A 12,428-nucleotide genomic window follows, 5' to 3' on the forward strand; every position below is an offset into this window, starting at 1 on the left:
CGGGCTTCGGGTCAGCTGAGCAGGTCCGGCTCGCTGCGGCTGATGTCCTGCCACAGGGGCTGGTAGTTGATCCAGGCCACCAGGTCGCCGCCGAGCTGTTCGCGGGTGGCGACGGCCAGTTTGTGGTCGATGAGGACGGGGCGGCCGGCCGCCCTCGCCATCAGCTGCACCTGGCAGGACCGCTCCATGGACAGGAACCACCAGGCGGCCGCGTCCACCGAGTCGCCGACGGTGAGCAGTCCGTGGTTGCGCAGCACGAGCGCCTTGCGGGAACCGAGCGCCCCGGCGATCCGGCGGCCTTCCTCGATGTCGACGGTGACACCGGTGTAGCCGTCGTAGAGGGCCACGTCCTCGTAGAAGGCGCAGCTCTCCTGGGTGATGGGGTCGATCAGCTCGCCGAGCGCGGCGAGGGCGCGGCCGTGCACCGAGTGGCAGTGGGCCACGGCGACGACGTCGGGGCGGGCGGCGTGGACCTGGGCATGCACGGTGAACGCGGCCTGGTTGACGTGATAGCGGCCCTCGACGACCTGCCCGTCCTGGTTGGCGAGGACGAGATCGCCGACGGTCACGTGCTTGAACGGCATCCCGAACGGGTTGACCCAGAAGCAGTCGGTGTGTTCCGGATCGCGTGCGGTGATGTGGCCGGAGACCCCGTCCTCGAGCCCGGCCCGCCCGAAGATCCGCAGGGCTCCAGCGAGCCGCTCCTTGCGGTGCCGGCGCTCGTCCTCGACCGAGTCGTGCATCGGCGGCATGGCGAACTGCAGCTGGTCGGTGGGCAGCGGCAGGGGCGGGGTGGGCCCGTGCATAGGTCCTCCAGCGGGGGGATAGCCGTACGGGCCGGAAGTTACCGCCGGTCAGCGCAAAAGGGCAGAGCTGTTTTGTAAAGATGACGTACACGCCGTAAACACGACAGAGCCTGTCTGGATTTCCGGTGAGACTGGCCGGTATGACCCATGTGAACTGGGCGGCCTTCACCACGGCCGCACCCGAACTGGCCGCGATCGTCGAGAAGCGCTTCGGCGCCTTCCGTCATCACGTCCTCGCGACCCTGCGCAGGGACGGCTCGCCGCGCACCAGCGGCCTGGAGGCCGACTTCCGCGCGGGCGAGCTGTGGCTCGGCATGATGGACGGTTCCCTCAAGGCCCTCGATCTGCGCCGCGACCCGCGCTTCGCGCTCCAGGCGAATCCCGGCGACGGCGCGGACATGGCCGGCGGGGACGTGCGGATCGCGGGACGGGCGTACGAGGTCGTCGGTACGGCGGTGAAGGAGGCGTACGTGAAAGAGGTGGAACCGCCGCAGCCGTTCCACCTCTTCCGCACCGAGTTGACGGAGGTCGTACGGACCTACGTCGAGGACGAGAAGTACCTCGTCGTCCAGGTCTGGAAGCCCGGAGAGCCGGTGCGGACTCTCCGGCGGACCTGAGCCCCGTAGGTAAGGGGGCTCACTCCCACTCGATGGTGCCCGGGGGCTTGGAGGTCACGTCGAGGACGACTCGGTTGACGTCCCGGACCTCGTTGGTGATCCGGGTCGAGATCCGGGCCAGGACGTCGTACGGCAGCCGGGACCAGTCGGCGGTCATGGCGTCCTCGGAGGACACCGGGCGCAGCACGATCGGGTGGCCGTAGGTGCGGCCGTCACCCTGGACGCCCACGCTGCGCACGTCCGCGAGCAGGACCACCGGGCACTGCCAGATGTCGCGGTCGAGGCCGGCCGCGGTCAGTTCCTCGCGGGCGATGGCGTCGGCGTCGCGGAGCAGGTCCAGACGCTCCTTGGTGACCTCGCCGACGATACGGATGCCGAGGCCGGGGCCCGGGAACGGCTGGCGCTGGACGATCTCCTCCGGCAGGCCCAGCTCCTGGCCGACCATCCGGACCTCGTCCTTGAACAGCTTGCGCAGCGGCTCGATCAGCTGGAACTCGAGGTCCTCGGGCAGACCGCCGACGTTGTGGTGCGACTTGATGTTGGCGGTGCCGGTGCCGCCACCGGACTCGACCACGTCGGGGTAGAGCGTGCCCTGGACGAGGAACTCGACCGCCGGGCCCTCGTCGGCGATGATCTCGGCCTGCGCCTGCTCGAAGACGCGGATGAACTCGCGGCCGATGATCTTCCGCTTCTCCTCGGGGTCCGAGACGCCCTTGAGCGCGGTGAGGAAGCGCTCCTCGGCGTCCACGACGACCAGCTTGACGCCGGTCGCGGCCACGAAGTCCTTCTCGACCTGCTCGGTCTCGCCCTTGCGCATCAGGCCGTGGTCGACGTACACGCAGGTCAGCTGGTCGCCGATGGCGCGCGCGACGAGGGCGGCGGCGACGGCGGAGTCCACGCCGCCGGACAGACCGCAGATCGCGCGCTTGTCGCCGACCTGCTCGCGGATCGCGGCGACCTGCTCCTCGATCACATTGCCCGTGGTCCAGGACGGGGTCAGGCCCGCGCCGCGGTACAGGAAGTGCTCCAGCACCTGCTGGCCGTGCGTGGAGTGCATGACCTCGGGGTGGTACTGGACGCCGTAGAGCTTCTTCTCGTCGTTCTCGAACGCGGCGACCGGGACGACGTCCGTGGACGCGGTGACCGCGAAGCCCTCGGGGGCGGCGGAGCAGGCGTCGCCGTGCGACATCCACACGTGCTGCTCGGCCGGGGTGCCCTCGAAGAGCGTGGAGGACGTCCTGGAGACGTGCAGGTCCGTACGGCCGTACTCGCGGGCGCCGGTGTTGTCGACGGTGCCGCCGAGGACCTGTGCCATCAGCTGGAAGCCGTAGCACATGCCGAAGACGGGGACGCCGGCCTCGAAGAGCGCGCGGTCCAGGCGGGGGGCGCCCTCCTCGTACACGGACGAGGGTCCGCCGGACAGGATGATCGCCGCCGGGTTCTTGGCGAGCATCTCCGCGACCGGCATGGTGCTCGGCACGATCTCGCTGTAGACCCGGGCCTCGCGGACGCGACGGGCGATGAGCTGGGCGTACTGCGCGCCGAAGTCGACGACCAGGACGGTGTCGGGGGCGGCGGCAGCGGGAGTCGCTGATGACACGGGGTGCCTTCCGGCGGTCGGGCGGGGGTCTGTGGTTCCGATTCTAACGGGGTGCGGGTGGGACGGTCCCGGTCACCGGGCACTCGCCCCCGGACCCCCGTGGCATACTGACGCCATGCTCACGCACTCGACCTTCGTCTTTACCTATGGCAACCGGCCCGCCGGCTGCCATGGTCGTGCTGCTTGAGCCAACCGCCAAGCGACTTCCCAGGCGCCCCGGGCCGACAAGGCCCGGGGCGCCTGTCGTTTTCCGGGGTCTGTCGTTCCGGGGCATCCACCTTCCCGATCAAGGAGCCCCACGTGACCACCACCACCGCGGAAGCGACCATCGCCGACGCCCGCGAGCGCATCGACGCGCTCGACGACCGGATCATCGGCCTCATCCAGGAGCGGATGGCCGTGTCCACCGTCGTGCAGGAGGCCCGTATCGCCTCGGGCGGCAGGCGGGTGCACCTCTCCCGTGAGATGGAGATCCTCGGCCGCTACCGCGAGGCGCTCGGCAAGCCGGGCACCGGCCTCGCGATGACCCTGCTGGAGCTGTGCCGGGGTCGCGTCTGAGCGTCCGGTTCCGCCCGTCCGGGGACCCGGGCCCTAGTGCCGGATCTGAGTTCGACCGCCGTCTCACCCGTACGGCGCGTGACCGGCCAGCGCATCGCTTCGTTGAGCCGGGTGTCCGTGCCAGCCAGGGGCGGGCCCGAACAGAACCACGCGTGGCTCACTGGGGCGATGAGGCGTACGGGTCGTGCCGTACGCCGTGGGACCTCGCTCCAGGGAAGTGACCGGACGGCAGGGGACAGCAGCCCGGTCACCCAAGAGAACGGTCGGCCCCGGGGACGCCCGGGGCCGACCGGCGGAACATGCATAGATGCACCAGTGCCGGGTCGAACGGTTGCGGACGTGTTGCCCATCCCGCACGATGCGTAGAAGCCCCAAGTCCCCGCGCGGACAACGGCATTGCTGTATCCCGTCCGTCCGCCCCGAGGCGGAGGACCCCGGAACCAGCGGCGCACCCCCCGGCGCCGCCCCAGGCACCGACGCTGCCCTGACGTCGGTGCTGACTGAAAGAAGGGCCCCGCGGCCTCTCCGTCCCGCGGGGCCCTTCGTCATGACCGGGGAAGCGGCAGCCGGGGGGCGTGACTCACGTCACACGAAAATGAGGTGTTGCTGGAGCAACTGTCGAAGGTCGTCGCTGATCAAACCTGCACGTCGGAAAGACGGCGAGAGGGACCTGCCTTCGGAGGGGGATGCAGGTCCCTCTTCACTGGCCCGCGCCGGGCCTGTTCGCTTCCCCGGAGCGGGGGCCTACTTCTTCGGCGGTACCGCCGGCATCCCCAGGAACGGCAGGCGCAGCGCGCCGAACGCCTCCGCCGGGACCGCCGGGGCCTGCGGCTCCACCGGCTTCAGCCGCTCGTACGCCGCTCCCGGCGCCGGACGCGGATCCTCCTCGCCCTTGTTCGGCCAGAAGGACATCGCGCGCTCGGCCTGCGCGGTGATCGTCAGCGAGGGGTTCACGCCCAGGTTGGCCGAGACGGCGGCGCCGTCCACGACCGAGATGCCGGGGTGGCCGTAGACGCGGTGGTACGGGTCGATCACTCCCGTCTCCGCGGAGTCGCCGATGGGGCAGCCGCCGAGGAAGTGCGCGGTCAGCGGCGTGCCCATCAGCTCGCCCACGTTGCTGCCAGCGAAACCGTTGATCTCGGCGGCGAGCGCGGTGGCCGCCTCCGTGGCGGCCTTGATCTGCTTCGGGTTGGGGGCGCCGTGGCCCTGGCGGGCCGTCAGCAGGCCCTTGCCGACGCCGCCGGGCTTCAGGTACGTCGTCAGGGAGTTGTCCAGCGACTGCATGACCAGGCCGATGATGGTCCGCTCGGACCAGCGCCGGTTGGAGAGGGAGCGCAGGACCAGGAGCGGGTGCCGGGCCGCGTTCGCCAGCCAGGCCAGGGCCCGGGAGGAGCCCTCGGCGTAGGGCACCTGGAGGATCGACAGGCCGCCCATGGAGTTCGAGCCCTTGCCGTAGCGGACCGGCTCGATGTGGGTGTTCTCGTCGGGGTGGATCGAGGACGTGATGGCGACACCGCGCGTGAAGTCGGCCCGCGGCTCGCCGGTCGCCCTGCGGTAGCGGCGGTTGTCGGTCTGCGCGCCGACCAGGGCCTCGGAGTTGGTGCGGGTCAGGTCGCCCAGTCGCTCCGACAGGTACGGCAGCTGGCCGCCGGCCTTCATACGGTGCAGCAGGGTCTGCGTGCCGTAGGTGCCGGCGGCGAGGACCACCCTGCGGGCGGTGAAGAGCCGGCCCTCGCCCTTCTTCTTCCGGTCCGTCGGCAGGGTCGCCACCGCGTACCCGCCCCGTGAGTCGTCCGTGACGGACACGACCGTCGTCATGGGGTGGACGACCGCGCCCGCCTGCTCGGCGAGGTGGAGGTAGTTCTCGTTCAGGGTGTTCTTCGCACCGTGCCGGCAGCCGGTCATGCACTCCCCGCACTCGGTACAGGCGTTGCGGGCCGGACCGGCTCCGCCGAAGTACGGGTCGGCGACCTGCCCGCCCGGCTGCGCCTTCGCCGTACCGTCCGAGTCCTTGCCGTCGCCGAAGAACACGCCGACCGGGGCGAGGTGGAAGGTGTCGCCGACGCCCATCCGCTGGGCCGCCGCCTTCAGGTGCACGTCGGAGGGGGTCATGGTCGGGTTGAGCCGTACGCCGAGCATGCGCTGGGCCTGGTCGTAGTACGGCTTCAACTCCTCCTGCCAGTCGGTGATCTCCCGCCACTGGGGGTCGTCGAAGAAGGCCTTCGGCGGTACGTAGAGGGTGTTGGCGTAGTTGAGCGAGCCGCCGCCGACGCCTGCGCCCGCGAGGACCATGACGTTGCCCAGCAGGTGGATCCGCTGGATGCCGTACATGCCGAGTTTCGGGGCCCAGAGGTAGTTCTTCAGGTCCCAGGAGTTCTTGGGCAGGGCTTCACGGGTGAAACGGCGTCCCGCCTCCAGCACGCCGACTTTGTAGCCCTTTTCTGTCAGGCGGAGGGCGGACACCGATCCGCCGAAGCCGGAGCCGATGACGAGGACGTCGTAGTCGTAAGCGTCCTGGGGCACGGGGTCTCCTCGTTGAGTTTCGCGGGCGGGCCGTCTGTGGTTGATCGCGCCCCTGCGGCGGAGCCGCATATCAAATGCAGCCCCGCGCCCCTGGGGAATTACCTGAACCGGAATGCCTTCATCAGGCGGAGACTCGTGCTCATGAAGCGGGCGTAGCCCTCGTCGTCCATGCCCAGCGACGGCGCCATCGGCAGCAGGCGCTGCTGGGCCACGGTCTGGGCCTCGGTGTACTTGAGGATGCCCTCGGAGCCGTGGCGGCGGCCTAGGCCGGAGTCCTTCATGCCGCCCATCGGGGACTGGACGCTGCCGTAGGCGGGCGCGTAGCCCTCGTTGACGTTGACCGTGCCGGTGCGCAGGCGGGCGGCGACCTCGCGGCCGCGCCGGGGGTTCTTCGTCCAGACCGAGGAGTTGAGGCCGTACGGCGTGCCGTTGGCGCGCTCGACCGCCTCGTCCTCGGAGGAGAAGCGGTAGACCGACACGACCGGGCCGAAGGTCTCCTCCTCGCACACGGCCATGGAGTCCTCGACGCCGTCGAGGATGGTGGGCTCGAAGAAGTACGGGCCGATGTCCGGGCGGGCCTTGCCTCCCGCGACCACCTTGGCGCCCTTCGACACGGCCTCCTCGACGTGCCGTTCGACGGTCTTCAGCTGGCGCTCGCCGACCAGCGAGCCCATGTCGGCGCCGTAGGCGAGGGAGTTGCCGAGCCGCATGGCCCGGGTGCGGGCGGCGAAGCGCTCCAGGAAGGCGTCGGCGACCGACTCGTGGACGTACAGCCGCTCGATGGAGATGCAGAGCTGTCCGGCCGAGGAGAAGCAGGCGCGTACGGCGCCGGCGGCGGCCTTCTCGATGTCGGCGTCGTCCAGCACCAGCATGGCGTTCTTGCCGCCGAGTTCGAGGGAGACGCCGACCAGGCGGGCCGCCGCGCCTTGCGCGACCTCGCGCCCGGTGCGGGTGGAGCCGGTGAAGGAGACGTAGTCGGCGTGCCGGACGACCTCCGGGCCGACGACCGGGCCCTCGCCGAGCACGACCTGGAAGACGCCCTCGGGCAGGCCGGCCTCGATCAGCAGGTCGCGCGCCCAGAGCGCGGTGAGGCAGGTCTCGGTGTCCGGCTTCATCACGACCGCGTTGCCGGTGACGAAGGCGGGCAGCGCGTCGCCGACGGACAGCTCCAGGGGGTAGTTCCAGGGGGCGATCTGGCCCACCACCCCGCGCGGGTGGCGCAGTTCGGTGACCTTCGTGAGCGTGGGGACGGCGCCGGTGTGCCGCTTGGGCCGCAGATAGGCGGGGGCCTTGCGGCCGTAGTGGCGGGCCGCGACCGCGACGGCCTGCACCTCCTCGTGCGCGTGCAGGCGGGCCTTGCCGGTCTCCAGCTGGATGAGGTCGAGCACCTCGGCCTGGCGTTCCAGCACCAGGTCGTGGAAGCGGAGCAGGACCGCGGCCCGCTGCCGTACCGGGGTCTTCTCCCACACGGCCTGGGCGGTGCGCGCGGCCTCGAAGGCCTGGAGCACGTCCTCGGGCGTGGACTCGGGCAGGTCGGCCAGCTTCTCGCCGGTGAACGGGGTGTGGTTGGCCGTACGGCCGGAGCCGACGACGCCCTTGGTGAGCTGGGCGACCAGCTCCGGGGTGACCACGTCGGCGGCGGTGCGGGCGCCTTCGGGTGCGGGCGCGAGGGGGTTGGTGCCGGTGCTGTCCGGGGCCTGCGTGTCCGTCATGACGCGCAGGGTATGCCGGAGCGCAGGCTTTGTGTACCCGTCGGTAACGCGGATTCACCGACTGCTCACATACTGCCAGTGATCACTGGCAGTGAATGTGCTGATCAGGGCGTCGGCACGGCGGCGAGCAGAACGATCATTCGAATCCGGCTTTTTTCGCCAGCAGCAGCCCGAGCGCGGTGCGCGGGGTACGGCGACGGGGGGCGGGTGCCGGTGCAGATCCGGACGCGGGTGCCGGTGCGGGTGCGGATCCGGAGGCGGGGTCGGATGCGGCTTCCGGCTCAGGAGATGTGGCTTCCGGCTCAGGATCCGGGGCGGGGGCCTGCGCCGGGTCCGGGGCCGGATCTCGTACGGGCCCGACGCCCAGGTACGTCCGCAGTGCCGCCGTGACCTCCTCCGCGCCGGGACGCGCCGCCGGCTCGTCGGCGTGCAGTCGGTCCAGCAGGGGGCCCAGTGGGCCGGGATCCGTGTCCCCCAGGGCGGCGCGGAGCAGGGCGCCCAGGGACCACAGGTCGGCGGCGGGGCCGGCGCCGGGGCCCGTGCGCTCGGGGGCGACGAAACCGGCGGGCGCGTCCCCCGGATGTCCGTCACCGGTCCCGAAGTCGGTGACGACCACCCGCCCGGTGCCGGACTCCAGCAGGACGTTGGCCGGCTTCACGTCCCGGTGCACGATGCCGACGGCGTGCGCGGCGCGCAGCGCACCGAGGACGGCGAGCCCGATCCGGGCGGCCTCGGCCGGCGGGAGGGGGCCGCGGCGCAGGGCCTCCTGCAGCGACTCGCCCGCCACCAACTCCATGACGATCCAGGGGACTTGACCCTCGGTGACGACGTCGCACACCGCGACGGCGGAGGGATGGCGCACCCGAGCCGCGGCGCGGGCCTCGCGGTAGAGCCGGTGGGCGATGCGGCGGCAGTCCTCGTCGGCGGCCGGATCGCCGGGCAGCAGCGGCTCCTTGACGGCGACCTCGCGGCCCGGCACCTGTTCGTCCCGGGCCCGCCAGACGGTCCCGGCGGGCCCGGCCCCGAGGCGCCCGGTGAGCCGGTAGCGGCCACCGATCAGACGTGCGTCGGGCGGGTGTTCGCCGTCTCCACTCATGTCACATGAGTACCGTGTACACCACACCCTTGTCGAAACGGGGGTTCAGAGCTTGTCGATGCCCAGGTTCGCGATCGCCGCCTTGGCCACCTCACGGCCGCGGGCCGTGAAGTCGCCCCTGCCCGGGTAGCCGACGGTGAGTCGGTACATGTCTCCGGCAGTGGTCCGGTAGTAGAAGATCCGGAGTTCGCGCGGGCGGGGGTTCTGGCTGTCGTTGGTCGTGTACACGGCGGTGTTCTCCGCGGCCTCCTTGCCGTGGTACGTCGCGGTGTCGTCCGGGTGTGTCCGCGCACCCGCGGGCATGGCGAGGGTGTACTCGCCCGAGCTGCGGAACTTCTCGTCGTCGGCGTACATCTGGGACCGCGCGCTGTTCTTGATCTCGTTCAGGGAGTCCTGCGACTTCCTGGCCAGCGACAGCGTGATCCAGACGCCACCGCTCCAGTCCTCGTACGTCACCCAGTTCTTGTCGGGGGCGTCCTTGGCGGGCCGGACGGCCCGGTAGCCCGCGGGCACGGCGACGGTGGCGCCCAGCCTCGCCTCCGGCTGCTGCGCCCAGCCGGCGGGCAGCGGGCCCGCGAAGGGATCGGCCAGCACCAGGTACGCCGCCACCGCGGCCGCGGCCAGCAGCGCGCCCGCGCCGAGCCACACGGCACGGCCGAGGCGCCGGACGGGCGCGGCGGGGGCGGACACCCGGACGACCTGCCGGGTGGGCACCGGGGGGCTCGTCGCCTCCTCCAGCAGCGCGCGGACCCGGTCCGCCGGGAGCCGGTGCGCGGGGTCCTTCCGGAGCAGCCCCTCGATGACCTCGGCCAGCGGGCCGGAGGCGGACGCGGGCGCGGCCGGGGTGGAGTTGAGCACGGACTGGAGGGTGGCCGGGGTGTTGCTGCGGCGGAACGGCGAGACGCCCTCCGTGGCCGCGTAGAGCAGCACCCCGAGGGACCACAGGTCGCTCGCCGGCCCCGGCCGCTGCCCCAGCACCCGTTCCGGGGCGATGTACTCGGGCGAGCCGACGAAGCCGCCGGTGTCGGTGAGCCGGGTGTCGCCCTCGATCCGGGCGATCCCGAAGTCCGTGAGGACCACCCGGTCGTACCGGCCGAGCAGGACGTTGTCGGGCTTGACGTCCCGGTGCAGGACGCCCGCCGCGTGCGCCGCCTGCAGCGCGCCGAGCACCTGGAGGCCGATCCGGGCCGCCTCGCGCGCGCCGAGCGTGCCCTCACCGAGGACGTCGCCGAGGCTGCGGCCGTGCACCAGCTCCATCACGATCCAGGGCCGGTCGTCGACCACCGCGACGTCGTGGACGTTCACCACCGCCGGATGGTCCAGCCGGGCCGCCGCGCGGGCCTCGCGGCGCATGCGCTCGAAGGCGTTGGCGCGTTCCTGTTCGGGAAGGTGGTCGGGCAGCCGGGGCTCCTTGACGGCGACCTCCCGGTCCACCGTCTCGTCCTGGGCCCGCCACACGGTGCCCATCCCGCCGTGGCCCAGCTTGCCCAGCAGCCGGTACCGGCCGGCGATGAGCCGCCCGTCGCCCGCCTCCTGCCGCTGGGGCGGGAGGGGGCCGGGCCGGACGTCCGACGGCGCGTGCGGCGCTGCGTCCGGGTCCCGCTTCGGCGGTTGCAGAAGGTAACTCGTCGTTTCGTCGGCTCCCTGGCCGGCTCCCCCGTCACTGCTCATGCGTCATCCCTATCGCGCCCTGCGCCGCCCAGCCACAGGGATGGGCAACCGGTCACGAACCCGTGACCGAGCGGCCGTCAGGCCCCCGCCCGGAAGGTGTCGAGCGCCACGTCGAAGTACTCCCGCGCCTCCCGCACCTTGCCGAGCGGCGCCGACACCCACACGTCGTACATCCGCCCGGACTCCTCCCAGCACAGGTCGTAGGTGTGGCGCGGGCCCTCCGCCGCGCTGTAGCCGTCCCAGGTGAACTCCCAGAGCGCGGCCGGGTGTCCGTCGTGCGTGGTGCCGGTGACCCTGCCGTCGTGGTAACCGGGGTTGGTGGCGGGCCCCTTGGCGGCCGAGCGTGCCATCACGCCCTGCGGGCCGCCCGGTTGGGGATCGGCCACCTTGACGCCGAGGCGGAAGGTGTTCCCCGGCGAGAGGTAGAAGACGCGCTCGCCCTGCGGACTGCGGCTGAAGTCCTGCGGTACGGCGAGGGAGAAGCCGGCCGGGTCCCGGGAGGTGCGGTAGCCGGAGGGCGCGGTACGCGAGCCGGCCGAGGTCTTCGAGCCGGTCGGCGTCGGACCGCCGGTGGTGGGCGAGGGGGACGAGGACGGCGGCATGGCCGGGCTCGTGCTGGTCCCGGTGGCCGGGGAGGTCGCCGTACCGCCGGGGCTGCTGCCGCCCCCGTCCCCGCTTCCGTGCAGCAGCAGCGCCGCCGCCGACACGCCGGCCCCCGCCAGGGCGGCGACGAGCAGCGCCGCGAGCAGCACACCGCGCGTGGAGGTGCGGGCCGGAGCCTCCGTTCCCGCCCCGGACGCGCCGGCCGGCTGCGGTCCGCCGTGCGGAACGTCCCGCTGGGTCGGCGTGTACGCGGCGTTCGGCGTACGGCCTCCCGCCGCATCGGGTGCCGGCGTACGGCTCCCCGCCGCTCCGGACGCCCCCGGCCTCGGCACGAGGCCTCCGACGATCCGGTGGCCGAGCCCGGGGGCCGGCGCGCCGGGCGTACCCGGTGCCTCCGGGGTCCGGCCCGTCTCCAGGAACGTACGCAGCATCTGCTCGGCCGCGGCCGCGCCGAGCCGTCGGTCGGGGTCGCGCTCCAGCAGCCCTCGTACGACCGGCAGCAGCGGCTCGGCCTCGGCGGGCGGCCGGATGTCGGCGGCGACGACGGCGTGCAGGATGCCGCCGAGCGAGTCCCGCCGGAACGGCGACTCGCCGCTCAGCGCCGTGCACAGCAGCGCGCCGACCGACCACAGGTCGGACTCCGGCCCGGTGCGCAGCCCCGACATCCGCTCCGGCGCGGTGTATTCGGGCGAGCCGACGAAGGAGCCGGTCTCGGTGAGCGTGGTGGCGCCCGCGACCTGCGCGATGCCGAAGTCGGTCAGCACGAGCCGGCCGCTGCCGGACTCGATCAGGACGTTCGCGGGCTTGATGTCCCGGTGCAGCACCCCTGCCGCGTGCGCGGTGTGCACCGCGCCGAGCAGGGCGATGCCGATCCGCGCGGCCTCGGCGGCGTCGACCGGGCCCTGCCGGGAGATCCGGTCGGCGAGCGAGCCGCCCTCGACCAACTCCATGACCAGATAAGGGCGTTCGTCCTGTTCCACCACGTCGTGCACGACGATGATGTGCGGATGCCGCAGCTGGGCGACCGCTCGCGCCTCGCGGAAGGTGCGGTCCCGGCGGCGCCGCGCGTCGTCCTCGGACAGGGAGTCGTCCGGCAGGAGTTCCTTGACCGCGACGAGGCGCCCCAGCAGTTGGTCGGTGGCCCGCCACACCACGCCCATGCCGCCACGCCCGATGCGTGCCTCCAGGCGGTAACGGCCCGCGATCACCCGGAAGTCGGCGCTCTCGGTCCCCATGCGCCCC

At 72.3% G+C, this 12,428-nt stretch carries 9 protein-coding genes; 2 read left to right on the top strand and 7 right to left on the bottom strand.

Annotation, left to right across the window (positions count from 1 at the left end; genetic code table 11):
- Positions 1–11: 11 nt before the first annotated feature.
- Positions 12–806 carry a class II aldolase/adducin family protein gene (locus tag AB5L52_RS17560; protein WP_369364942.1) on the bottom strand — a complete coding sequence of 265 codons (795 nt, stop codon included), beginning with the start codon at positions 804–806 and terminating at the stop codon, positions 12–14.
- A gap of 140 nt (positions 807–946) precedes the next feature.
- Between AB5L52_RS17560 and AB5L52_RS17565 the strand changes: the two genes are divergently transcribed.
- Positions 947–1,423 (top strand): pyridoxamine 5'-phosphate oxidase family protein, encoded by a 477-nt coding sequence (locus AB5L52_RS17565; protein ID WP_351561449.1) that lies wholly within the window; start codon positions 947–949, stop codon positions 1,421–1,423.
- 19 nt (positions 1,424–1,442) lie between these two features.
- On the opposite strand, the gene guaA is transcribed toward AB5L52_RS17565, so the two are convergent.
- Complete coding sequence (gene guaA, locus AB5L52_RS17570; RefSeq protein WP_351021540.1) at positions 1,443–3,023, bottom strand: glutamine-hydrolyzing GMP synthase; 1,581 nt, start codon at positions 3,021–3,023, stop codon at positions 1,443–1,445.
- A 300-nt stretch (positions 3,024–3,323) separates the two neighbouring features.
- Here guaA and AB5L52_RS17575 point away from each other — a divergent pair, with 300 nt between their 5' ends.
- Positions 3,324–3,581: a chorismate mutase gene (locus AB5L52_RS17575; RefSeq protein ID WP_351021542.1), complete on the top strand. Its 258-nt coding sequence runs from the start codon at positions 3,324–3,326 to the stop codon at positions 3,579–3,581.
- 744 nt (positions 3,582–4,325) lie between these two features.
- On the opposite strand, the gene AB5L52_RS17580 is transcribed toward AB5L52_RS17575, so the two are convergent.
- The 5 genes from AB5L52_RS17580 to AB5L52_RS17600 form a co-directional block, all read right to left on the bottom strand.
- Positions 4,326–6,104: a GMC oxidoreductase gene (locus tag AB5L52_RS17580; RefSeq protein WP_369364945.1), complete on the bottom strand. Its 1,779-nt coding sequence runs from the start codon at positions 6,102–6,104 to the stop codon at positions 4,326–4,328.
- Between the two features lie 98 nt (positions 6,105–6,202).
- Positions 6,203–7,816 carry a succinic semialdehyde dehydrogenase gene (locus AB5L52_RS17585; RefSeq protein WP_369364947.1) on the bottom strand — a complete coding sequence of 538 codons (1,614 nt, stop codon included), beginning with the start codon at positions 7,814–7,816 and terminating at the stop codon, positions 6,203–6,205.
- Positions 7,817–7,952: 136 nt separating this feature from the next.
- Positions 7,953–8,912, bottom strand: coding sequence for a protein kinase (locus AB5L52_RS17590; RefSeq protein ID WP_369364949.1), 960 nt, complete (start codon positions 8,910–8,912; stop codon positions 7,953–7,955).
- A gap of 45 nt (positions 8,913–8,957) precedes the next feature.
- A complete protein-coding gene (locus AB5L52_RS17595) occupies positions 8,958–10,583 on the bottom strand; it encodes a serine/threonine-protein kinase (protein WP_369364951.1) in 1,626 nt (541 codons plus the stop codon).
- Between the two features lie 77 nt (positions 10,584–10,660).
- The gene (locus AB5L52_RS17600) at positions 10,661–12,421 is read right to left on the bottom strand and encodes a serine/threonine-protein kinase (protein WP_369364953.1); all 1,761 of its coding nucleotides are present in this window, start codon (positions 12,419–12,421) and stop codon (positions 10,661–10,663) included.
- Positions 12,422–12,428 lie beyond the last annotated feature (7 nt).

It is taken from the genome of Streptomyces sp. CG4, assembly GCF_041080655.1.
Classification (GTDB): domain Bacteria; phylum Actinomycetota; class Actinomycetes; order Streptomycetales; family Streptomycetaceae; genus Streptomyces.